The sequence below is a fragment of the Micromonospora sp. CA-111912 genome (assembly GCF_050948415.1).
GTDB lineage: Bacteria > Actinomycetota > Actinomycetes > Mycobacteriales > Micromonosporaceae > Micromonospora.
The window spans coordinates 2,409,438-2,433,594 of the sequence record NZ_CP192007.1; the positions used below are offsets into that span (position 1 = coordinate 2,409,438).

General features: G+C 70.0%; 11 protein-coding genes. 5 read left to right on the forward strand and 6 right to left on the reverse strand.

All coding sequences use genetic code 11. The features are described from left to right. Positions 1-23 precede the first annotated feature (23 nt). On the reverse strand, positions 24-1,637 hold the full coding sequence (locus ACQPZO_RS10130) for a hypothetical protein (protein ID WP_433349108.1): 1,614 nt from the start codon (positions 1,635-1,637) through the stop codon (positions 24-26). 130 nt (positions 1,638-1,767) lie between these two features. On the opposite strand from ACQPZO_RS10130, the gene ACQPZO_RS10135 reads away from it, so the two are divergent. Continuing rightward, positions 1,768-2,808: an App1 family protein gene (locus tag ACQPZO_RS10135; protein WP_396674075.1), complete on the forward strand. Its 1,041-nt coding sequence runs from the start codon at positions 1,768-1,770 to the stop codon at positions 2,806-2,808. A gap of 67 nt (positions 2,809-2,875) precedes the next feature. Here the strand turns inward: ACQPZO_RS10135 and ACQPZO_RS10140 are convergent, their stop codons facing one another. Beyond that, on the reverse strand, positions 2,876-7,252 hold the full coding sequence (locus ACQPZO_RS10140; protein ID WP_433349111.1) for an FG-GAP-like repeat-containing protein: 4,377 nt from the start codon (positions 7,250-7,252) through the stop codon (positions 2,876-2,878). A gap of 242 nt (positions 7,253-7,494) precedes the next feature. On the opposite strand from ACQPZO_RS10140, the gene ACQPZO_RS10145 reads away from it, so the two are divergent. From ACQPZO_RS10145 to ACQPZO_RS10155, 3 genes are all read left to right on the forward strand, one after another. Next, the gene (locus ACQPZO_RS10145) at positions 7,495-14,037 is read left to right on the forward strand and encodes an RHS repeat-associated core domain-containing protein (protein WP_433349113.1); all 6,543 of its coding nucleotides are present in this window, start codon (positions 7,495-7,497) and stop codon (positions 14,035-14,037) included. Positions 14,038-14,056: 19 nt separating this feature from the next. Further along, positions 14,057-14,401, forward strand: coding sequence for a hypothetical protein (locus ACQPZO_RS10150; protein ID WP_433349115.1), 345 nt, complete (start codon positions 14,057-14,059; stop codon positions 14,399-14,401). 462 nt (positions 14,402-14,863) lie between these two features. Further along, the gene (locus ACQPZO_RS10155; protein WP_433349117.1) at positions 14,864-16,888 is read left to right on the forward strand and encodes a family 10 glycosylhydrolase; all 2,025 of its coding nucleotides are present in this window, start codon (positions 14,864-14,866) and stop codon (positions 16,886-16,888) included. Positions 16,889-17,704: 816 nt separating this feature from the next. On the opposite strand, the gene glgB is transcribed toward ACQPZO_RS10155, so the two are convergent. The 3 genes from glgB to ACQPZO_RS10170 form a co-directional block, all read right to left on the reverse strand. Beyond that, on the reverse strand, positions 17,705-19,807 hold the full coding sequence (glgB, locus tag ACQPZO_RS10160; protein WP_433349119.1) for a 1,4-alpha-glucan branching protein GlgB: 2,103 nt from the start codon (positions 19,805-19,807) through the stop codon (positions 17,705-17,707). Further along, complete coding sequence (locus tag ACQPZO_RS10165) at positions 19,795-21,888, reverse strand: maltotransferase domain-containing protein (protein WP_433349121.1); 2,094 nt, start codon at positions 21,886-21,888, stop codon at positions 19,795-19,797. The genes glgB and ACQPZO_RS10165 overlap by 13 nt, the downstream gene beginning before the upstream one ends. A gap of 82 nt (positions 21,889-21,970) precedes the next feature. Beyond that, positions 21,971-22,819, reverse strand: a complete 849-nt coding sequence (locus ACQPZO_RS10170; protein ID WP_433349123.1) for an SDR family oxidoreductase — start codon at positions 22,817-22,819, stop codon at positions 21,971-21,973. A 235-nt stretch (positions 22,820-23,054) separates the two neighbouring features. Between ACQPZO_RS10170 and ACQPZO_RS10175 the strand changes: the two genes are divergently transcribed. Beyond that, positions 23,055-23,666: a dihydrofolate reductase family protein gene (locus ACQPZO_RS10175; RefSeq protein ID WP_433349125.1), complete on the forward strand. Its 612-nt coding sequence runs from the start codon at positions 23,055-23,057 to the stop codon at positions 23,664-23,666. Positions 23,667-23,866: 200 nt separating this feature from the next. On the opposite strand, the gene ACQPZO_RS10180 is transcribed toward ACQPZO_RS10175, so the two are convergent. After that, positions 23,867-24,127 (reverse strand): winged helix-turn-helix domain-containing protein, encoded by a 261-nt coding sequence (locus ACQPZO_RS10180; protein WP_433350918.1) that lies wholly within the window; start codon positions 24,125-24,127, stop codon positions 23,867-23,869. Between the last annotated feature and the right edge of the window lie 30 nt (positions 24,128-24,157).

The following is a 24,157-nucleotide window of genomic DNA, read 5'->3' on the forward strand; positions in this document are numbered from 1 at the left end:
CCGGCCAGCGTACGGCCCGCCGGTCAGCGCCACGGCCGCACGGCCGTCTCCGGGTGGTACACGCGATAGCCGCCGACCTCGGCGAGCAGGGCGGAGCCGGTCCCCACCCCGAGCAGCTCCCGCAGCCGCCGGTCGGCGGGGCCGCCGGCCGCCAGCACGTACCCGGGGCGGTCGGCCCGCCCCACCTGCTGCCAGTACGGCCGGTACCGGTTCTGTCCCGGGGTCAGGTCCCCGTCGAGCACCCCGCAGACCACCGCCTCGGCGGTGTTGAAGACCAGCCGGTTGCAGGTCCAGTAGTCGGCGTACACCGTGCGCAGCCCGGCCCGACGGACCGTGTCGGCCAGCTCCCGCGCCCGCCGCTCCTCCGCCCGCAACCCGCCGGCACCGGCCACGAACAGGCCGGTGGCGACCAGCACGGTGGCGGCCAGCCCGGCCAGCGCGGCGGTGGCCGACGCGCCGGCCAGCCGCCCGACGACCCCCGTCGTGCCCCGCCAGGCGACCCTCGCCGCCAGCCACAGCGGCCACAACGCCGCCGGCAGCGAGAGCTGGAGCACCGACAGGTAACGGGCGTTGCCCAGCGGGTCGGTGGCGGCCAGCGGGCTGCGGACGTACGCCGCCAGGGTGAGGCCGGCGCCCGCGACCAGGGCGAGCTGCGTGGCCGGCCCGACCCGGTCGGCGCCGGGCCGGCCGGCGGCCCGCCGGTACGCGACCAGCGCGAGGATCGCGGTGCCCACCAGCAGCACCGGGTAGAGCAGTCCGAACCACTGCTGCCAGCGGGCGCAGCCGTCGACCGGGCACAGCCCGGTGGCCAGCGGCACCCCCTCCAGCAGCCCGCCGCGCAGCCGGTCAACCAGCGGCGGCGCAGGTCCGGCGGCGGCGCTGATCCGGCGCAGGACCGACAGCGAGTCCTGCCCGGGCGGCGCGCGCAGATTGTCGGCGATCAGCGGCGCCGCCCCGACGGCGAACCCGGCCACCAGCAGCGCCCCCGCCCAGCCCAGCAGCTCCCGGCGGAGCACCCAGGCCAACAGCAGGCCGGCCACCGCCAGGTACGGCACGATCAGCCAGTCCGACCAGACGGCCACCCCGGCGAGCAGGCCGGCCGCCCCGGCCGCCAGCCGCCGGGCCCCGATCCGCCGGTCGGCCAGCCCCAGCGCGATCAACAGCACCAGCGCCACGGCCGGTTTCACCTCGGGCCGGCCGCCCACCACGGTCAACTGGTCGCGCACCACCCGCTCGGGGCCGAGCGCGAGCAGCCCCACCACCAGCACGGCGCACCACGGCGAGCAGATCCGGCGGGTCAGCCGGTACATCAGCCACGCGAAGACCGCCCAGAGCGCCAGCATCGGCAGCCGCAGCACCGGCCAGCTCGGCCCGGCGACGGCGACCAGCGGCGCCGCCAGGTACGCCTCCAGCGTGCCCATGTAGCGCTGCCCGTACAGGAAGACCGGGTGCTCCCGGCCGGCGGCGATGTGCAGCGCGGCCAGGCCGAAGGTCGCCTCGTCGCTGTTCGACCCGGGCAGGGTGAGCAGCGTCAGCGCCAGCCGGTAGCCGAGCCCGGCCAGCCCGAGCAGCAGCGCCACCAGCGCCGGCCGGTCGGACGGGCGCCACCGCCCGCGGTGCTGCACACGTGTCGACACGACCAACGCCCCCGTCGCCGCCCCGACCGGAGTCTGTCACGCACGCGGTCCGGACCGGGGCCGATCGGGGAGAACCCCCTCGTCCCCGCCTCGCGTGGCCGTCCCCGCCGGGGTGTGGCAGGGTTGCAGCGTGCCACCCACAACCGCGGGCGAACTTGCCCTACCGAACCTGCACCGGGCCGCGCGGATCGAGGACGCCGTGCACAACCTGGTGGAACGCCGGCTGCGTCGCACCGGGTGGCAGACCAACATCGTCGCGTACGCCGGTTACGGCGCCCCGGGTTGGGCGCGGGTGCTGTGCCGGGTGCTGCTCGGCCGCCCCGACACCCGGTCCGGGCAGCGGCTGGACAAGGTGCGCGGCTGGCGCAGCTTCACCACCCTGCCCGCGAAGCACGTGACGGTCACCATCGAGGCCGGCGGGGTGAAGCACGAGGCGAAGGCCGACCGCAGCGGCTTCGTCGACACCGTGGTCGAGGCCGACCTGACGCCCGGCTGGTCGTCGGTGCGGCTGAGCGTCGCCGACGCCGAGCCGGTGGAGGCGCTGATCCGCGTCCTCGACCCGAACGTCCGCTTCGGCATCCTGTCCGACATCGACGACACGGTCATGGTGACGGCGCTGCCCCGGCCGCTGCTCGCCGCGTGGAACACCTTCGTGCTCGACGAGCACGCCCGCAACGCGGTGCCCGGCATGGCGGTGCTCTACGAGCGGCTGGTCACCGCCCACCCCGGGGCGCCGGTGTTCTACCTGTCCACCGGCGCCTGGAACGTCGCGCCGACCCTGACCCGGTTCCTGTCCCGGCACCTCTACCCGGCCGGGCCGCTGCTGCTCACCGACTGGGGGCCGACGGCCGACCGGTGGTTCCGCAGCGGCCGGGAGCACAAGCGCGCCACCCTGGCCCGGCTGTCCCGCGAGTTCCCCGACGTGCGCTGGCTGCTGATCGGCGACGACGGCCAGCACGACCCGGAGATCTACCGCGAGTTCGCCGCCGGCCACCCGGACAACGTGGCAGGGGTGGCGATCCGCCGCCTCTCGCCCACCCAGTCGGTGCTGGCCGGCAGCCTGCCCACCCCGTCCGGCAGTTCGTCGTCCGGGCCGGTGGGGCAGAAGTGGCTCTCCGCCCCCGACGGCGCGGGGCTGTGGAAGCTGCTGCGCGACGCCGGCCTGGTCTGAGTTCTTCCGGGACAGCCGACGGGGCCGGCCGTAGCTCGCGCCACGACCGGCCCCGTCGGGCCGGGCCCTAGAAGATCCGGTTGTACATGGTCCAACCGGTGCCGATGAGCCGGCCCCATGCGTACGGCTGGCCGTTGCTGCTGGTGTTGATGTTGTTGCCGTAGTACCAGAGGGTGCCGTCGGGCTTGCTCGCGATCAGGTCGACGTATCCGTCACCGCTGACGTCGCCGGGCACGATCCGGTTGAATGCGTTGAAGCCTGTGCCGATCTGGACCGGGGTGGTGAACGGCCAGCTCGGGGTGGTGGCGTAGGCGTTCTGGTAGTACCAGAGGGTGCCGTCGGCCTTGGAGGCGATCATGTCGGCGTACCCGTCGCCGTTGATGTCACCGGCCATGATTCGGTTGAACACGGACCAGCTCGTGCCGATCTCGACGCCGCTGCCGTAGAACGGGGCGGTCGAGTTGGTCGCCCACCGGTTGTGGTGCCAGATCAACTTGCCGTCGGACCGCAGGCTGATCATGTCGGCGTACCCGTCGCCGTTGATGTCCCCGGCCGTCGTCTTCGGCAACTGGTCCCAACCGGCGCCGACCTGTCGGCCGGACCCGTACGGTTTTCCGGGGGTCACATTGACGTTGTTGCCGTAGTACCAGAGGGTGCCGTCCGGCTTGGTGGCGACGATGTCCGGGTAGGTGTCGCCGCTGATGTCGCCGGTCATCACCCGGTCGAACGAGTTCCAGCTGCTGCCGATCAGGTTGCCCCAGGCATACGGCTGGGAGAGCGCCCCGCTGTTCTGGTAGTACCAGAGCGAGCCGTCCGTCTTGGTGGCCACGATGTTGGCGTGCCGGGCCACCGGGGCCGGCGCGACGCTCCACGCCTCGTCCCAGGACTGGACGAAGGCCATTTCGCCGGCGAACCAGCCGCCGTAGGTGGTGGCAGCGGTCTTGTGGCTGCCGATCCGTAGCCCGCCGGTCGCGTTCCAGACGGTGCTGTGGCTGGCCCGGCCGGCGTTCGCTCCGTTGACGTAGATGGTCATCAGGTTCAAGGGCTTCTGGAAGTTGACCGTCACCTGCGTCCAGACGCCCACCCGGGCGCTGTTCGCACCGGCGCTCGCCGTGTCGTACGTCGGTGCGACCACGTCCGTGCGGGGCATGGCGAAGCGCCAGGACTTGTCGCTGGCATCGGTGTAGAGCCTGAAGCCGGCGGTGTTGGTGCCGTTCTGGGACAGCACCGTGCCGCCGAGGGTGGTCGGCTTGACCCAGGCGGAGAGGGTGAAGGCGTTGCTGGTGTTGACCGCCGGGCCGGCGGTGGTGAGGGTGCCGGTGGTGCCGTCGAAGAGCACGTCGGGATCGAACGTGTCGCCGGTGCTCCAGGTGGCGCCGGCGTTGCCGGTGGCGTGCAGCGTGCCGGCGGTGTCCAGGGCCGTGCCCACCGCGTCGCTCCCCGCGCCGCTTGCCCCGTCGTTGAGCTGCCAGCTGTGGTCGGAGGTGATCAGGGTCCGAGTGGGCTGGGCGGCGAGGGTGCCGGTCCCGGGGGTGCCGGCGGTCAGCCCGCTGACCTTCCAGAGGGTGGTGCTGCCGCCGGTGCCGGTGGTCCAGAGGTCGGGGGTGCCGTCGGCGTCGGCGTCGGCGGCGCGGAGGGTGAGGGTGGCGCCGGTGTTCCAGCTGGCGGAGAGGGTGTACGGGGTGTGGGTGAGTTGGCCGGTGTCGAGGTCGACGGTGATGCCGGTCCACAGGTGCAGGGCGCCGGTGGTGCGGTTCCACAGGAACATGGCGGTGCCGTCGTCGAGTTGGGCGGTGGTGATGGTCCAGTTGTCCCAGTCGGTGCCGCCGCTCGGAGTGGCGGTGGTCAGGTTCGTCGGAACGCCGTAGCCGTTGGGGGTGCCGGAGTTGGAGTAGTAGGTGAGTTGGTAGCCGTTGGTGGTGTCGCCGCTGGTGCCGATGAGGTCGGGGTAGGGCGAGCTGAGGCGGCGGGTGTCGCCGGCGTTGGCGAGCTGGGCCGGTCGGTTGCCCTGGTTGTCGAGGAACTGTGCTGTGTGGATGTTGTATTGGTTGCCGTTGATGTGGGACTGGAGGAGGGAGCCGTCGCCGTTGGCGCCCAGGACGCTGGCGCCGCCGGCGTTGGTGCCGGTGGGGAAGTAGACGAGGACGTCTTGGAGGCCCGTGCCGGTGAAGCGGCCGGTGAGGGCCTGGGCGCCGTCGAAGTCGGCGGGGGAGTTGTTGCCGTTGCCGCGGGCGCCGATGTTGGTGGCGGGCAGGGCGGCGCCCTCGGTGTTGCCGGCGCCGAGCCAGAGCCCGGAGGGCAGGCCGTTGGTGGCGCCGACGGTGAGTAGGTCGGCGGCACCGTCGCCGGTGAGGTCGGCGTCGGCGGCAGTGGCGGCCGGGTTCGAGTTGAAGGTGACGCTGGCCGAGTCGCCGAAGTTACCTCCGGCCGACACGCTCGTCACGGTCAGCGTGTTCGTGAACCGGGTGGGGGAGACAGCGATCGTGGCGTTGCCGAGGCTGTCGGCGGGGACGTCGTTGGGTGGGCCGGCGTTGAGTTGGTAGACGTAGCCGGTCGGGGTGCTGCCGGTGCTGCTCTCCGACTCAGCGATGGTGAAGGTCGCCGGCTCGCCCACGGTCGTGGTCAGGTCGCCCGGGTGGGAGACGGATGGCGCCCCCGGCCGGGTCGGGTCGAACTTGAACGTGCAGGGGTTCGACCAGTCACTGGGCGTACGGAAGTCGGTGGCCTGGACCTTCCACGAGAATCTCATCGGCGTGCCGTTGGCAGCAGTCCGGAGCGTGGCCGCGGGCACGACGAACACCGCCGTCGAGCCGGAGGAGTAGGTCAGCAGGTTCGGGTTGGAAGTGGCGAGGGCGGTCTCGGTGGTGTCGTCGGTCTTCCAGAGTTTGAAGCTCACGCCGAGGGTGCCGCCGTTGCGGTCGGACACCGGGGCGTACAGCGAGACCGAGGCGTCGCCGACGACCGTCGGGGTGGCGGCGGCGCAGACGGTCTTCGGGGAGGTCGTCAGGCCGGCGGGCTTGTTCGGCTTGTGGTTGTAGCGGATGGTGAGGGTGGGGGTGGTCTTGTCGAACTCCTTCCAGCTCTGGGTGTCGCTGGCCTCGTTGGCGGCGACCATCCAGAGGGTGCGGGTGCTTCTCGTCGCGGTGACGTCGGCCTTGATCTGGTCGGTGACGTCGAAGGAGACGGCGGCGGCGTCGCAGCCGCTGTAGCCGTAGGCGAAGCTCTTCGACGCCACGGCGCTGCCCTTGCTGACGCCTTCCCAGTGGTTCCAGGTGGCGTTGGCGGAGGAGAGGGGGGCGGTGGGGGCGTAGATGTTGACGGTCTTGGCGGTGCAGTTCCAGGACAGGGTGTTGGTGATCTTGAAGAAGGCGTCGGTGATCTCTGCCCCGGTCAGGGTGCTGTAGGGGACCGGGAAGTTGATCAGGGTTTGGGAGCGTTGGCTGCCGGAGTTGCCGACCTGCATCCGGTCGTTCAGGTCCGGGGTGTCCTTCCAGTAGTTGGTCGACTGGTGCTGGTAGGAGATGGTGGCCCAGCCGGACATCTTCGGGCTGACGGGCGTCCAGGTGAACGTCGGGTCGATGAAGACGGGGTAGACGGTCGCGGGATTGTCGAGCAGCTTCCGGTCCGGGGTCAGGCGTAGCTTGGCCGGGCCGATGGCCACGCCGATGGCGGCGCTGCGGGCGGCCCGGCCCGGCTCGGCGGGGCTTGAGGCGACCGCTCCGCGCTGCGCCGCGGCGGCCTGGGCCGTCGCGCTGGAGTCCCACATGGTGGGGGCGGGGGCGGTGAGCACGGCCTGGCCGGCGTGGTCGCGGCCGGTGATGTTCCCGGCCGCGTCGGCGGCGAGGGCGATCCCCTTGGCGTTGGTGGTCAGCTCCAGGGCGGCGAGTTTCGGGTGCTGCGCGGCCTGGCGGTTCTTGACGACGAAGACGTGGGAGAAGCCACCCTCGTCGGTGACCCGGACGGTGAGGTCGACCCCGGGCAGGACCTCGGGGTAGGTGGCGGTGGGGCCGGCCAGGGTGGGCCTCGGCAGGGTGAGGGGTGCGGTGAGCGTCAGGGCGCGGTCGCCGCTGGTCAGTTCGGCCAGGGGGCCGGTGCCGCCGGGGGAGAGGCGGACCTGGTTGGTCGTCACGGCCGGGGTGATGCTGCCGTCGGCGTGCCGGACGAGAGTCGGGTCGAGGTTCTTCCACGCCCCGTCGACCCGGGTCCGGGTCGGCACGGCGGTCTGGGTCAGCTCGACCGTGCCGTCGGGACGGGCGGTGAGGGTGGCCGTGGACGTGCCGGCGGCGGTGGCCTCGACCGGCTTGCCGGTGCGCCGGGCCTGCGTCATCGCTTGATCGACGCCCATCGAGGCCGGTGCCGGCTTGGCGGCTGTGGGAGTGGCGGGCGCTGCGGCGGCCGGTGGGGCGGTCAGGCCCGTGGCCACGCCGGCCACGAGGAGGCTCACCACGGTGCTCGCCGCGAGAGCCCTCGTCGGTCTCGTCCGCCGGGGCGGGTGATTTTTGGGCATGACGGTGGTTCCTCCCCGTGTGCGGATGTCCGGTGGACGTGCGGGTGCGTCCGGTGGGCGGCCACAGTGAACCAGTCCGTGTGCCCCTTGGGGAACACCTGACGTCACACGGTGCTGCCCCTTTAGGACTCAGTGCAACGTATTTGATCACTGTGACATTTGTCTATCGTTACCTTCCCGTGACCATCGAGTCGGTCGAACGTGAAACATTGTCGGCGGCCATGGAGAGTGCGTGTTCGGACACTCTGCGTGGCTTTACTGATTCCTTGCAGAGTGGGGTGCGCATGGTCGGGTACGGGGGCATACGCCTGCTGTCTCGTCCGCGACGGTTGGTCGCGGTGGTCGCCGCGGCGTCGCTGGCGGCGGGATTGTTGTCGGGCACGCCGGCGGCGGCGAAACCGGGGAACGGGGAGGCGGGGAAGCCTCCGGCGACGTCGCCGGGCCCGTCGGTCAAGGGCGTGAAGCCGTTGCCGACGCGGTTCGTGACGCCGCCGGACGACGCGAAGTCCACATACCGTCCATTTCAAACGGCGTGGCCGAAGGCCGCGGCCTCGCAATTGGAACTCGCGGCGCCGCAGGCGCTGTCGGCGCAGTCGGTAAAGGCGCGGGCGGCGGGCACCCCGGTGTGGGCGCAGCCGGTGGCGGCCAAGGACGGCCGGTACGCGGGGCCTGACCGACTCGCGGTGACTGTGGCGGACCGCAAGGCCGCCGAGGCGGCCGGGGTCGATGGCGTTCTGCTCAGCGTCGCCCCGGCGGGATCCTCGGGCTCGGGCACCGTGCGGGTGGGGGTGGACTACGCGGGGTTCGCGGAGGCGTTCGGCGGCAACTACGGCTCGCGGTTGCGGCTGGTCCGGCTGCCCGAGTGCGCGTTGACCACCCCGAAACTGGCGGCCTGTCGTACGGTCGAGCCGCTGTCCTCGACGAACGACTCGGCGGCCAGGACGGTTTCGGCGGAAGTGCCGCTGGCCGTATCCGGGGCGGGCGCGCGAACGGTGCTGGCGGCGGTGGCCACGGCGGGTGAGGAGGGCGGCAAGGGGGGCACCTACGCCGCGACCGACCTGAAGCCGTCGGGTTCCTGGACCGGCGGTGGCAGCACGGGATCGTTCACGTACTCCTATCCGATCACGGCGCCGCCTGCGGCGTCGGACCTGGTGCCGACCGTCGCCCTGTCCTACGACTCGGGCAGCGTGGACGGGCAGACCGCCTCGACGAGCGCGCAGTCCTCGTGGGCGGGCGACGGCTGGTCCACCCCCCGTTCGTACGTCGAGCAGACGTTCGCCTCCTGCATGGACGAGCCGGGCGGCACCGTGTCGCCGGTGAAGACCTCGGACCGCTGCTACGACGGGCCGGTCCTGACCCTGTCGTTGAACGGCGCGTCGACGTCGTTGGTGTGGGACTCGGGCCAGAGCGTGTGGAAGCCGGAGTCGGACAACGGTGAGGTCGTCACCCGGGTCGTCAACTCGAACAACGGCAGTGGCACGTACAACACGGACTACTGGCGGGTGACCCTGCGCGACGGCACTGTCTACGAGTTCGGCCGCAACCGGCTGCCGGGGTGGACCGCGACCAAGGCGGAGACGAAGTCGGTCGACCACAGCCCGGTGTACTCCCCGCACTCGGGGGACCCGTGCTACAACTCGGCCGGGTTCTCCTCGTCGGTGTGCACGATGGCGTACCGGTGGAACCTGGACTACGTCAAGGATGTGCACGGCAACGCGATGGCCTACTACTACAACCAGGCCACCAACTACTACGGCCGCAACAAGGGCGTTACCGACGTCTCCTACATCCGCGACAGCAGCCTGGCGCGGATCGACTACGGGTTCACCGACGGTAACGCCTACGGCACGGTCCCGAACCGGGTGGTGTTCAACACCGGCGACCGCTGCCTGTCCGGCACCTGCCAGCCGTTGAACGCGGCGAACAAGGCGAACTGGCCGGACGTACCGTTCGACCTGATCTGCAACTCCGGCACCGACTGTGATGACTGGAGTCCGTCGTTCTTCTCCACCGTCCGGCTGACCTCGATCGAGGCGCAGCAGTACAACGTGGCGACGTCGACCCACGAGAAGGTCGATTCGTACGCGCTGACGCACACGATGCCGGCCACCGGTGACGGCACGTCCCCGACGCTGTGGCTGACGTCGATCGCCCGCACCGGGCACGACACCAGCGCGGGCGGCTCCGGCGCACCGATCACCCTGCCGTCGATGTCGTTCTCCGGGATCAAGCTGGCCAACCGGGTCGACGTCACCGGCGGCCTACCGAACTTCTATCGGCAGCGCATCTCCGCTGTCACCACCGAGACCGGCTCGGTCATCTCCCCGACGTACGAGTTGCCGGTGCCGTGCACCGCACCGGTCACCACCGATCCGGCGACGAACACCAAGTCGTGCTACCCGGTGTACTGGACCCCGGACGGGTATGTGAACCCGTTCCGGGACTGGTTCCACAAGTACGCCGTCACTCGCGTGACGTCGACCGACCCGACCGGCGGGGCGGCGGCGCTGTCGACCAGCTACAGCTACCTGGGTGGGGCGGCGTGGCACTACGACGAGAATGAGGTCGTCAAGAAGAAGTACCGTACCTACGGCCAGTTCCGGGGCTACGCCAAGGTTCGCACCTTCAACGGCGACGGCGTCAACGACCGCCGGACCCAGTCGGAGACGGTCTACCACCGCGGCATGAGCAAGAACAACAACACCACCGTGGTCAACCTGACCGACTCCGCCGGTGGCACCCACGAGGACATCGACGAGCTTGCCGGCAAGGAGCTGGAAAGCACCCAGTACCTCGGCGAGAACGGCCGGGTCGACTCCTCGACGATCACCTCCTACTGGGTGTCCGGCGCGACCGCCACCCGGTCGCGGACCGGCCTGTCGGCGCTGACCGCGCAGTGGGTGGAGCCGATCAAGACGTACGCCCGCCAGGCGGTCACCAGCGGCGGCTCCGTCACCTGGCGGTACACCGCCAGCGACAGCGCCTACGATGCGAACACCGCCAGCGCCACCTTCGGCGAGCTGAAGCACACCTACACCTACACGGTGCCGATCAACGCCGCGCACGACCAGTGCACCAGCCACACGTACGCCCCGGTCAACACGACCAAGAACCTGGTCGGCCTGGTCAGCCAGACCGAGACCGTGTCGGTGGCCTGCGGCGGCTTCACCCAGGGATCCCCGGCCTCGAAGCCGGGAAGCGTGAACACGCTGACCGCCCCGGCGGCGGTCAGCCGGCCGGCGCAGGTGGTCAAGGCCGAGCGCAACTTCTACGACGACCCGTCCTTCGCCACCACCTTCCCCCAGGCGGCAGCCCCGTCCAAGGGCAACGTCACCATGACCCAGCTCGCCAAGGACTACACCTCCGGTGCCTACACCTGGCAGACCGAGGGGAAGACCGTCTACGACTCCTTCGGCCGGGCGACTGGCTCCTATGACGCCAAGGGAAACCAGACCACCAGCGCCTTCACCATGAACAGCGCCAATTTGGTCACCGCGATGTCGACGACGAACGCGTTGAGCCAGACCTCGTCGACCACCGTGAACCCGAGGCGCGGCAGCGTCCTCACCAGCACCGACGCGAACAACGTGGTGACGCGTCAGCAGTACGACGCGCTGGGTCGCAGCACGGCGGTGTGGTTGACCAACCGGGCGACGAGCAGCCCGGCCAACCACAAGTTCAGCTACGCCGTGTCGAAGACCGGTGTCACGGCGGTCACCAGCGAGCGACTGAGCGAATCCAACCTCTACCAGGAGTCGGTCACCCTCTACGACGCGCTGCTGCGCGAGCGGCAGACCCAGTCGGTCACCCCCCGGGGCGGCCGGATGGTCACCGACAAGTTCTACGACACCAGGGGCTGGACCCGGGCGTCGTACAACGGTTGGTGGGACGACACGACCACGCCGACGGTTACCACACCCGTGTCGGCGACGGGCCTGGGCAAGCAGGTGCCCAGCCAGACCTTCACCACCTACGACGGACTCGGCCGTGCCATCGTCACCACGGCGGCGAACAACGGCGTGACCGTCTCCACCACCACCACGGTTCACAGCGGGGACCGCACCACCGTCATCCCGCCCGACGGTGGGGTCGTCACCGCCACCGTCACTGACGCGCTGGGCCGGAAGACGGAACTGCGCGAGTACTCCGCCCGTCCGACGGTCACGACTCCGGCTGACACCTTCACCGGCGACTTCACCGTCACCGGCGGCACGGTCACGGTCAGCGGATACGGCTACGACGGCCACGGGAACCAGGCGACGCTGACCGACACGGACAACAACGTGTGGACCTCGACCTACAACCTCCTCGGCCAGGTCGTGTCCAAGTCCGACCCAGACGCCGGCAACAACAGCATGGTCTACGACGCCAACGGCAACCTCGTCGAGTCCACCGACGCGCGAGGCAAGGTCCTGTCGTTCACCTACGACGCCCTGGACCGCAAGTCCGGCGAGTACGCCGCGACGGTGGCCAACCAGTCGGCGGGGAACCAGCGCGCGGCCTGGGTCTACGACAACAGCAACGCCGTCGCCGGGGTCACCAACCCCATCGGCAAGCTCACCACCACGATCGCCTACCGGGGTGGGCAGGCGTACACCGACCAACAGAAGGCGTTCGACGTCTTCGGCAACAGTCTCGGGAACACCGTCACCATCCCCGCCACCGAGGGCGCGCTCGCCGGATCCTACGTGTTCGGCCACACATACAACCCATTGCTCGGCCAGCCGTGGAGGGATACCTATCCAGCCAAGGGTGCCCTGCCGTCCGAGACGGTGCAGCATGGCTACTCGGGAGAGCTGGACCTTCCCACCACCCTTACCGGGCTGGCCACCTACACCACTAACGTCACCTACGACGCGTGGGGGCGAGTCAACCAGCAGAGGATCGGCTCCGCCACCAGTTACGCCGCCGTCACCAATACCTACGACACCCACAACGGCCGGCTCACCAACCAACTCGTCACCCGCAACGTCACGACACCGAGCACGGTGGACGAGCAGGAGTACCAGTACGACCTGGCCGGCAACATCACCCGCAAGATCAGCAAGCGCCTCGGCGTCAGCACCCCGGCCGAAACCCAGTGCTATGGCTACGACGGCCTCGCCCGCCTCACCGAGGCATGGACCGCCACCGACGCCTGCGCTGTCGCCCCCACCACCGTCAACAAGGCGATGGTCGGCAACACCATCGGTGCCGGCAGCGCCTACTGGACGAGCTGGCAGATCGACCCGATCGGCAACCGCACCCAGCAGGTCGAACACAACCTCGGTGCGGGCAGTGACACCACCACCAACTACACCTACGACGGCAACGGCCAGAACAAGCCCCACACCCTGACCTCCACCGCCACCACCGGCGGCGCCACCGGGTCCACCTCCTACACCTACGACGCCGCAGGCAACACCGGCGGCCGCAACGCCGCCCAGGGCAACCAGACCCTCACCTGGGACGACGCCGGCAAACTCGCCGGAGTCACCGGCGGCACCAGCGGCGGCAACACCTTCACCTACGACGCCGATGGCAACCTGCTGCTCCAGAAGGAACCCGGCAAGACCACCCTCTACCTACCCGGGCAACAACTCACCCTCAACACCACCACCAACGTCATCGACGGAAACCGCTACTACGACCTGCCGGGCGGCGGCAGTTGCATCCGCTCCGGCAGCGGCACCGCCTACACCTTCGCCATCGCCGACCACCAGGGCACCCCAACCCTCTATCTCGACAGCACCGCCCAGAACCCCACGTGGCGCCAGTACACCCCCTATGGCGGAGCTCGCGGCGCGACTGTTGTGGCACCTGACAACCGGGGTTTCCTCAACAAGCCGATGAGCCCCACCGGACTCACCACCGTTGGTGCCCGCTCCTACGACCCGGAGCTGGGCCGATTTATCTCTGTCGACCCGCTTCAGGACCCTGTCCAGCCGCAACAATGGAATGGCTACTCCTACGCCAACAGCACACCGGTGACGTCCAGCGACCCCACCGGCCTGATTCCCGAAGACTGCAAGCACTTCGACTGCTACGGCTACGACGTCAAGAAGGGTTGCCCGGGTGGTTGCGGCTCCACCGATAATGTGAAATATGGCAAGAAGAACAAGCTGAGCAGCACCAAGATGAAGCGTGGTAAGTACGTGCCACCGCCTCGCACCAAGCCGGCGCCGAAGCGTGACAAGTGCTCGGCCTGGTCCTGGGTATGTGGGACCGGCAGGGCGCTCAAGAATACGTACCATGATGTCGGGGATGGGCTCAGTTCAGCTGGCAACTGGGCTTTGGAGCACAAAAACGAGATCCTGACCGGCGCTGCCGTCCTGGCAGCCGGTGTCTGCATCGTGGCTTCTGCCGGTGCCTGCCTCGTCGTGGCGGCCGGAGCGGCCGGCGTCAGCGCTTCTTACCGCGTGCACGATTTCTCGGCGAGCGACAAGACTAAAGCGGACTACGCGAAGCTCGGTGTCGGTCTGGCCACAGATGCCGGATCGGTGTTTATCCCGGGTGCACGCGTAGTCACGGGCGCTAACAAAGTCGGAGGACGGGCGGTGACTAGTGTTCCGCTGGGTCGTTTGGGTCACTCATTGACCGGGGCGAAGTACATCAATTTCGGGACCGGTCGGTACGAAGCGGCGACCCGTATTGATCCGCTGCGTGCCTCGGGGGTCGTGGGTGGATGGATTACGGCCAACCATGACCCCCTTACTGGCGCTGTAGGCTCTCTGCTGGGCTGACAGCTTCTGGAGGTGGAGCATGTTCGTGAAATCGGTCATTACGGTGCTGCTGATTATTGCTGGATTGGCGGCAATAATCTGGGTTGCCAACTGGCCTTTCAATACTCCATGGGAAAAGGATCTCGACGCCGAGCAACGTCGGATTAACGTCGCGCATAATCGGCGTCATCACCGCGGTGCGGCACGATTGGTATTGCCAATATTTGCCATCGTTCTTGGAATCACTTCGGCTAGTCTTTTGGCCGGCCCGAAAGCTGATCGATTCGCGGCACTCATCATGGGCATATGTTCAGCCGTGTGCCTAGGCGTGTTCGGTGCGCTGATCAAGAGCGACCGCAGACGGCGGTCTTCGACTCGGCGATGAATCTCTACTGCGGATGACCTGATGTATGGCTCATCCATCCAAGGATTCAGTTGGCGTATGGCGGGTGTGTGACGCGGGTTGAGGGTCGGCGTCAGGGGTTTCCCCTGGGTGACCCGCCTCCGGCCGCAGAACATTGTGTTGGCCTGCCCGACCTTTCATGGGGTCGGGCAGGCCAGCTTTTGTTATTCATCAGGAGGAGATCATGGGGCGCGTACTGCCCGCCGCTTGCCTCCTCCTCCAGTGCGTCGGCGGCGCAGGGTGGAGAGAGTGCGGGTGCGCCGTCCTGTCGATTGAAGACTGCATCGGTCCTGCTCCTGGCCGTCTGGGCCGGTAGGCAGCCGAGTGGCGTGGGGTAATCCACGCGTGTGGAGGAGCCCTCGCCCTCGGGTGCCGGAACGCCTCGATCGGTGAAAATGGTGAAGAATACTTGCGCAGCGGGCCGCTAGCCCTGAAGATTCCTTCGTGTCCAGAGATCATGGCCGATTCCTGTCCGGCGCGGCGCTGACGGTGGCGCTGGCGCTCGGCGTGGCCGCCCCCACGGGCGCCCTCGCCTCCCCGCCCTCCGAGCCGGACCTCGCGCCGGTGGCCGCCCAGGCGGCCTGCGTGACCGATCCGGCCACCCCGAAACGGCAGTTCCGGGGCATGTGGATCGCCAGCGTGGCCAACATCGACTGGCCCAGCCGCACCGGGCTCACCCCGGCCGCCCAGCAGGCGGAGTACCGGGGCTGGCTCGACCTGGCCCAGCAGCGGCGGATGAACGCAGTCGTCGTGCAGATCCGCCCCACCGCCGACGCGTTCTGGCCGTCGACCTACGAGCCCTGGTCGCACTGGCTCACCGGCACCCAGGGCGGCAACCCCGGCTACGACCCGCTGGCCTTCATGGTGGCCGAGGCGCACGCCCGCAACCTGGAGTTCCACGCCTGGTTCAACCCGTACCGGGTCGCCAACCACACCGACCTCACCAAGCTCGTGGCGAGCCACCCGGCCCGCAAGAACCCGGGCTGGGCCGTCGCCTACAACGGCCAGCTCTACTACAACCCCGGCATTCCTGCGGTCCGCGCCTTCGTGCAGGACGCCATGATGGACGCCGTCCGTCGCTACGACCTCGACGCGGTGCACTGGGACGACTACTTCTACCCGTACCCGGGCAGCGGGGGCGGCTTCCCCGACCAGGCCACCTTCGCCCAGTACGGCGCCGGCTTCAGCAACATCAACGACTGGCGGCGCAACAACGTCAACCTGCTGGTCCAGGAGATGCACGCCAAGATTCAGGCGGTCAAACCGTGGGTGAAGCTCGGCGTGAGCCCGTTCGGCATCTGGCGCAACGCCGGCACCGACCCGCTCGGCTCGCGCACCACCGGCCTCCAGTCGTACGACGCGATCTACGCCGACACCCGCCGCTGGGTGAAGCAGGGCTGGATCGACTACATCGCCCCGCAGATCTACTGGCACATCGGCCACCCCTCGGCCGACTACGCCGAGTTGGTCCGCTGGTGGTCGGAGACCGTGACCGGAACGAACGTGCAGCTCCTCGTCGGGCAGGCCACGTACCGGGCCGGCGCGTCGGGGCAGGACGCGGCCTGGCAGGACCCGGCCGAGCTGACCGACCACCTCACGCTCAACCGCACCTACCCCCGGGTCACCGGGGACATCCACTTCAGCGCCAAGGACGTCCGCGCCGACCGAATCGGTGCCGTCACCCGGGTGGCAACCGACCACTATCGCCGGCCTGCGCTCGCGCCCGCCGGGGTGGGCGGTGCCGCGCCCGCCGCGCCGAACCTCACCTCGGCGCTACGCGGCACCGGCGGCGTGACCCTGACCTGGCAGCGCGGCGCCACCGGCAGCACCGCCGCGTACGCGGTGTACCGGCTGCCCGGCGACGGTGCGGTCGACGCCTGCGACCTGGCCGACGCCCGTAACCTGCTCGGCACGGTCCGCGCCTCGGGCGCCACCGGGACGTTCACCGACGCCACCGCCGCGCCCGCCTCGACCTACCGCTACCTGGTGACCGCCCTGGACCGGCTGCACCACGAGAGCCCGGCCAGCAACGGGCGGGTGGTCACCGGCACCGGCGGCACGTTCAGCGTGATCGTGGACAACGCCACCGCCGGCGGCTTCACCGCCGCCGCCACCTGGGGCACGTCGTCGTACTTCACCACGCGGTACGGCGCCAACTACCGGTTCGCCGAGCCGCAGGCGGTCAGCGACCCGGCCTGGTTCACCGCGACGCTGCCCGCCGCCGGCTCGTACCGGGTTGAGGTCTGGTATCCGTCCGACCCTGGCTACAACAGCGCCACGCCGCACCTGGTGGCGACGGCGAACGGGACAGTGACGGCCAAGGTCGACCAGCGCACCGGCGGCGGGCAGTGGCGGGTGCTGGGCACCTACGACTTCGCCGCGGGAACGCGCCAGGTCGTCGGGGTCAGCCGCTGGACCAGCACGACGGGGTACGTCGTCGCCGACGCCGTCCGGATCACCCGCCTCTGAGTCAGCAGAACCCGCCGAACCCGGAAGCCGCAGCCGGTATGGGTGACGCCGCAGCGGGTGGAGGTGGCGCGCATCTGACGGTACGGTTATCCGGAATCGGGAAAGTGGGTAGGGAAATGGCAGAGTTCGGTTGGCCGCGCCTGGCGGACGGTGAGAAGATTGTTTTCACGCAGAGGGCGTACTTGCCTTTTGGAAGGACCATCCTGTCCGCTTTTGGTGTGCTGCTCATCCTGACTGACTCCCGGCTACTCTTCGCCCCTCGCCGAATCCTGGGAATGCCTGGTCTTGGGGAATCGGTAGTGCGGGCCAAGGCGGTGAGCATTCGGGACATCACTGCGGTGGATCCGGTTGCCGAAGGGGCGATTAACATCACCACCAGGTTTGGGGACGAGGTATTCGTTCGGATACTGCCCTCAACGGGGCCCACTTTCGTTTGGTCGCTAAAGCGAGCAGGGCCGTACCGGGACGAAGCTGTGAGACGGATCAGAGGGGCCTGCGCGCAGGCCAGAGCCTGACAGCGCCGCAGGCGGAACGACAGGGCGGACCCCCCTCGGGAGCCCCGTCTCGCCGCGTCGCCGCTACGCCGCCCATGCCGTCCCGCATACCGGGTAGTCCGACGGCGGCCTGGCGAATGCCCGCCCACCTGGTTGGAGACATGCCCGGCGGCCCCTTTGGAGCTGCCCCGTCTACGCTCCCACCCCGCCGATAGCACAAACGGGGCAGCTCCATAGGGACCGAAGGAGCCCAGGCCGACCCAGCGGCCGTACCTCGCTCCGTCCTCACCCTCCGAGGTGCGGATCCCGACTGACGCCCGGCTCAGTCGCGGCGCAGCCAGAGGGCGCCGAGCGGCGGCACCCGCAGCGCCACGGAGGCCGGCAGGCCGTGCCAGGGCACGTCCTCGGCGTGCACCTCGCCAAGGTTGCCCACCCCCGACCCGCCGTAGTGGTGGGCGTCGGTGTTGAGCACCTCCGTCCACGTACCGGCGGCGGGCAGCCCGATCCGGTAGTCCTCCAGCGGCAGGGCGGAGAAGTTCGCCACGCAGACCAGGGTCGCGCCGTCGGGGGCGATCCGGACGAACGACACCGTGTTGTGGGTGACGTCGTCGCCAGCGATCCAGCGGAACCCGGCCGGTTCGGTGTCCTGCGCCCACAGCGCGGGGGTGCCCCGGTAGACGCGGTTGAGGTCGCCGACGAGGCGCTGCACGCCGGCCCGAACCGGGTCGTGCAGCAGGTACCAGTCGAGGCCGCGCTCCTCGCTCCACTCCCGGTCGTCGCCCAGCTCGCAGCCCATGAACAGGAGCTGCTTGCCCGGGTGCGCCCACATGTACGCCAGCAGCGCCCGCACGTTGGCCAGCCGCTGCCAGGTGTCCCCGGGCATCTTGGCGGCAAGGGAGCCCTTGCCGTGGACCACCTCGTCGTGGCTGATCGGCAGCACGAAGTTCTCGCTCCACGCGTACGCGAGGGAGAAGGTGAGCTGGTGGTGGTGGTGCTGCCGGTGGATCGGGTCCTTCGAGGTGTAGAGCAGGGTGTCGTGCATCCAGCCCATGTTCCACTTGAACCCGAAGCCCAGCCCGCCGTCGGCGGTCGGCCGGGTCACGCCCGGCCAGGAGGTGGACTCCTCGGCGATCATCACCACCCCGGCGTGGTGCTTGTAGACGGTGGCGTTGACCTCCTGCATCAGGGCGATCGCCTCCAGGTTCTCCCGGCCGCCGTGCTCGTTGGGCAGCCACTGCCCCTCGGGGCGGGAGTAGTCCAGGTAGAGCATCGAGGCGACGGCGTCGACCCGCAGCCCGTCGACGTGGAACTCGTCGCACCAGTACAGCGCGTTGGCGACCAGGAAGTTGCGCACCTCGCGGCGGCCGAAGTCGAAGACGTACGTGCCCCAGTCGGGGTGCTCGCCGCGGCGCGGGTCGGGGTGCTCGTACAGCGGGGTGCCGTCGAACCGGCCCAGGGCCCACTCGTCCTTGGGGAAGTGCGCCGGCACCCAGTCCAGGAGCACCCCGATCCCGGCGGCGTGCAGGGTGTCGACGAGGTGCCGGAAGTCGTCCGGGTTGCCGAACCGGGACGTCGGCGCGTAGTAGCCGGTCACCTGGTAGCCCCAGGAGCCGCCGAACGGGTGCTCCATCACCGGCATGAACTCCACGTGGGTGAAGCCCAGCTCGGTGACGTACGCGGTGAGCTGCTCGGCCAGCTCCCGGTAGCCGAGGCCGGGCCGCCACGAGCCGAGGTGCACCTCGTACACGCTCATCGGCTCCTGGTGTGGCTGCCGCCGCGCGCGTCGCGCCAGCCAGTCGGCGTCGTTCCACTCGTACGTCGAGCGGTGCACCACCGACGCGGTGGCCGGCGGCACCTCCGCGTACGCGGCCATGGGGTCGGCCTTGTCCCGCCAGTGCCCGTCGGCCCCGAGCACCCGGTACTTGTACCGCGCGCCCTCGGGCGCGTCGGGGACGAAGATCTCCCACACCCCGCTGGAGCCGAGCGAGCGCATCGGCCAGCCGTCGTCCGGGCCCCAGCCGGTGAAGTCGCCGATCACCCGCACGCCGCGCGCGTTGGGCGCCCACACGGCGAACGCCACGCCCCCGTCGCGGACCCGGGCGCCGAGCGCCTCCCACAGCCGCTCGTGCCGCCCCTCGCCGATCAGGTGCAGGTCCAGCTCGCCGAGGGTGGGCGGGTGACGGTACGGGTCGTCGTGCACCGCGCCGTCGACCTCGACCCGGTAGTCGAGCACCTCACCGGGCAGGACGGCCTCGAAGACGCCCGCGTCGTGCACCCGGGTCGCCGGGTGCCGCTCGTCGCCGACGAGCACGCTCACCGCCTGAGCGCCCCGGCGCAGGATGCGGACGGTGGTGCGCCCGTCGGCGGGGTGCGCGCCGAGCACGGCGTGCGGGTCGTGCGCCACGCCGGCGATCAGCTGGTCCATCGTGCGTCGTCCTTGTCAGCCGCAGCGGTGGGGGCGGTGCCCCCGGAGAGTTCGGAGGGCACGTCCTGCACGGTCAGGTCGGGCGCGGCTGGCGCGGTCGGTTCCACCGGGGGCGGGACCGGCCGGCGCACCGTGAACACGTGCGCGGGTTGCAGGTACGGGTCGAGCCGTACCGCGTTGTGCTGCCCCCAGTCGTAGCTGGCGCCGGTCAGCTCGTCGTGCACGGTGAACCGCTCGTGCCAGTCGAGGCCCAGCGCCGGTATGTCGAGGGTGGTATTGCCCCACTGCACGGCCTGCGAGTCGAACGAGCAGACCACGATCACCGCGTTGCCGGTGTCCGGGTCGTGCTTGGACCAGCACAGCAGCGCCGGGTTGTCGATGTCGTGGAAGACCAGGTTGCGCAGCCGGTGCAGGGCCGGGTTGTCGCGCCGGATCCGGTTGAGGGTGGCGACGAACGGGGCCAGCGAGCGCCCCTGCTCCTGCGCGCTTGCCCAGTCCCGGGGGCGCAGCTCGAACTTCTCGTTGTCCAGGTACTCCTCCGCGCCGGGGCGGGCGGTGTGCTCGAACAGCTCGTAGCCGGCGTACATGCCCCAGGAGGGGGAGAGCAGCGCGGCCAGCACCGCCCTGATCTTGAACATCGGCGGCCCGCCGTGCTGCAACGTCTCGTGCAGGATGTCCGGCGTGTTCGGCCAGAAGTTCGGCCGCATGTGGTCGGCCGAGGCGACCAGTTCCTCGCAGTACTCCCGCATCTCGGCCGGCGTCGTGCGCCAGGTGAAATAGGTGTACGACTGGGTGAAGCCGATCTTTCCGAGCCCGTGCATGATCGCCGGCCGGGTGAACGCCTCGGCGAGGAACAGCACGTCCGGTTCGACCTTCTTGACCTCGGCGATCAGCCAGTGCCAGAAGTCCAACGGCTTGGTGTGCGGGTTGTCCACCCGGAAGATCCGGATCCCCTCGCCGATCCAGTGCAGCACCACCCGCAGGATCTCCACCCGGATGCCCTCCGGGTCGTTGTCGAAGTTCACCGGGTAGATGTCCTGGTACTTCTTCGGCGGGTTCTCCGCGTACGCGATGCTGCCGTCGGCCCGGGTGGTGAACCACTCCGGGTGCTCGGTCACCCACGGGTGGTCGGGGGCGCACTGCAACGCCAGGTCCAGCGCCACCTCCAGGCCCTGCTCGGCGGCTGCGGCGACGAAGTCGCGGAAGTCCGCCGGCGTACCCAGGTCGGGGTGGATGGCGTCGTGGCCGCCCTCGGCTGCGCCGATTGCCCACGGCGAGCCCACGTCGTCGGGGCCGGCGGTGAGCGTGTTGTTGGGGCCCTTGCGGTTGACCCGGCCGATCGGGTGGATCGGCGGCAGGTAGAGCACGTCGAAGCCCATCGCCGCGACCCCGGGCAGTCGGTCCATCGCGGTGACGAACGTGCCCGACCGGGCGGGCGCGTCGACCGTGGCGGGGATCGCCCCCTCCGAGCGGGGGAAGAACTCGTACCAGGCGGAGAAGAGCGCCCGGGGGCGATCCACCCAGAGCCGGTGCTCCTCGCCGGTGGTGACCAGCTCGCGCACCGGGTGCGCCCAGAGCAGGTCGGCCAGGTCGAGGGCCGGGGCGACCCGCCGGGGCAGGTCCAGCCGCTCGTCGCGTAGCGCCGCCACCGCCGCCGTCACCCGCTCGGCGTCGCCGGCCGGCACGAGGTCCACGGCGGCGGTCAGCACCCGCGCGCCTTCGGCCAGGTCGTTGGCCAGCTCCGCCGGGCCCTGGCCGGCGGCGACCTTCTTGGTCACCGCGTTCTGCCAGGTCAGGTACGGATCCTGGAACGCCTCGACGGCGAAGGTCCACGCGCCGACGGCGTCGGGGCGGATGGTGGCGTGCCAGCGGTCCTGGCCGGGCTCGCCGGGGCGCATCCGGGTGAACGGCCGGGCCTTGCCGTCGGGGCCGAGCCAGACCACGTTGCAGCCCAGCGCGTCGTGCCCCTCCCGGTAGGCGCGCGCCGACACGGGCACCGCCTCGCCGACCACCGCCTTGGCCGGGTAGCGACCGCAGGAGACGACGGGGGAGACGTCTTCGATCGGGAACCGTCCAGTCACTCCGCCAACCTACTGTGCGAGATCGTCTCGCGCTCGGTTGCGCGCTCCTTCGGCTCCGCTGCCCGCCGGACGGCTGGCCGGGTCAGTGTCGGCTGGTCCGCCATGCCTTCGCGCGCCGCAGGTAGCGGATGATCCCGGCGGGGCCGGTGGAGGCGGGCCAGTCGTCGGTGCGGAAGTAGGCGTCGGAGCCGCCGTCCAGGAAGATCACCGAGCCGCAGAGGAAGTCGGCGGCCGGCGACAGCATGAACGCCACCCACTCGCCGACGTCCGCCGGCTTGCCGCGTCCGCCGATCGGCACGGCCAACTGCTCGACCGACTCCTTCTCGCCCCGGGCGATCTGCTCGTCGAGCAGCGGGGTAGCGATGATGCCTGGGGCGAGGACGTTGACCCGGATGCCGGCGCCGGCCCACTCCGGCGAGATCGCGCTGCGGCGCGCCCACCGCGTCACCGCCATCTTCGAGCTGGCGTACGCGAAGGGTGCCGACCGTTTGCCGAAGCGCCCCACCACACGCAGCGCCTTGTCGGGGTTCCGGGCGAGCAGGGCCCGCACGGCGCCCTCCGGCACCATCGGGGTGAGCGTGACGGAGTTCGAGCCGAACACCACGACCTTGCTGTTGCCGGCTGCGGCCAGCGCGGGCCGCCACGCCTCGAGCAGATCCACGACGCCGAAGAAGTTGACCTGCTGCACCATGCGGTCCCGCCCCGGGATGCCACCCAGCCCGGCAGCGCAGACCGCGCCGTCGAGCCGGCCCCCGACGCGCTCCAGCACCTCGGCCGCCGCCGCCGCGCGGCCTGTCGGCGTGGACAGGTCGGCGATGACCTCGACGTCCCGCAGGTCCACCCCGACGACGGTGTGCCCGTCACCGCGCAGCCGCTCGGCGGCGGCCCTGCCCATGCCCGAGGCGGCACCCGTCACCGCGTACGTGCCCATGTCGGTTCCCTCCCGTTCGCCAGCAGCCGGTCGGACCCGGCCCGTTCAGTCTCGCCGGATGCTGGCACTTGGTGGTCGCTTCGGCCCGACAAACGCGTCAAATCGCTAACTGGTTCGTTACGGGTTCGCGGCGGAAAGTCGGCCCGCCGCGTGACGCCGGCCGGCGAGACCGTCAGACGGGTACGCGAGGATGCGGCCACCTAGCACTGCTGACAGACTCGAAAGGATCATGGCGATGGCCAAGGTTGTCTCCACGCTGTTCATCTCCGCCGACGGGGTGGCCGAGATCGACCCCGACTGGCACTTCCCGTACTTCGACGACAACATGGGCCGCGCCGTCGGCGAGGACTACGACACCGCCGACGTGCTGCTCATCGGCCGCGAGACCTACGACAGCTTCGCCGGCGCCTGGCCCGATCGCGAGGCTGCGGGCGGGGACGACGCGGCGTTCGCCAAGCAGCTCGGAGACACGCGCAAGTTGGTCGTCTCGCGCCAGCGGCCGGAGTTCTCCTGGCGGAATTCCGAGCTGATCCAGGGCGATCTCGTCGACGCCGTCACCGTTCTCAAGGCCGACGCCGGCATTAGGGGCATCCTCATCCCCGGGTCGATCTCCGTGGTGCAGCAACTGCTCGCCGCAGGGCTGGTCGACGAGCTGCGCCTGCTGGTGCATCCGGTGGCGGCGCGTAAGGGACGCAAGCTCTTCGACGACGGCGACGTGCCGTACCACCTGCGGGTGGTGGCGACGGAGGTGTTCCCGACGGGCGCGATCCGCGTGATCTACTCGCCGACCGCCGCACCCGCGGAGGCCGGCTACGACGACGTCAAGGACCAGGTGCCCGCCGGGTAGCCGTACGCCCTCGTGCTTGAGGCGTCCCCTTGATCGTCTGCTGGCCGGTCATCAGCGCTCCCCATGATCGTCTGCTGAAAACTGACACGACACGCCGGCGGAGTTGTCCGTAAACAGCAGACGATCATGGGCAGCCACCTAGCAGCCTGACGGGGCGGGCGGCGCCAGGCGGGGTGCCGACGCCTACGTGGACATGGGCTTCAGGCGGGCGGTTCTGGTGCCACGAACGAGCCCTTGCCCTGGTGCACCTCGATCCAGCCCCGCTCGTCAAGGATCCGTAGGGCCAGCCTGATCGGCGTTGCGCTGGCGCTGTACTGCTCGCAGAGTTCCGCGATGGACGGCAGCTTGGCTCCGGGTTGCAGTGCCCCGGACTGTATTGACGCGATCACATCGGTGATGACTTGGTCGTACACGGGTTGTCTGGGCATGGCAAGGCCGCCTCTCGTCAGCCCATTGAGCATGTCACCCAACACAACATCCTGTGCATGTTG

Excerpts from the sequence above, each read along its gene's own strand:
- ACQPZO_RS10180 (WP_433350918.1), bottom strand. The coding sequence starts at position 24,127 with ATGCTCAATGGGCTGACGAGAGGCGGCCTTGCCATGCCCAGACAACCC.
- ACQPZO_RS10150 (WP_433349115.1), top strand. The coding sequence starts at position 14,057 with ATGTTCGTGAAATCGGTCATTACGGTGCTGCTGATTATTGCTGGATTG.
- glgB (WP_433349119.1), bottom strand. The coding sequence starts at position 19,807 with ATGGACCAGCTGATCGCCGGCGTGGCGCACGACCCGCACGCCGTGCTC.
- ACQPZO_RS10175 (WP_433349125.1), top strand. The coding sequence starts at position 23,055 with ATGGCCAAGGTTGTCTCCACGCTGTTCATCTCCGCCGACGGGGTGGCC.
- ACQPZO_RS10170 (WP_433349123.1), bottom strand. The coding sequence starts at position 22,819 with ATGGGCACGTACGCGGTGACGGGTGCCGCCTCGGGCATGGGCAGGGCC.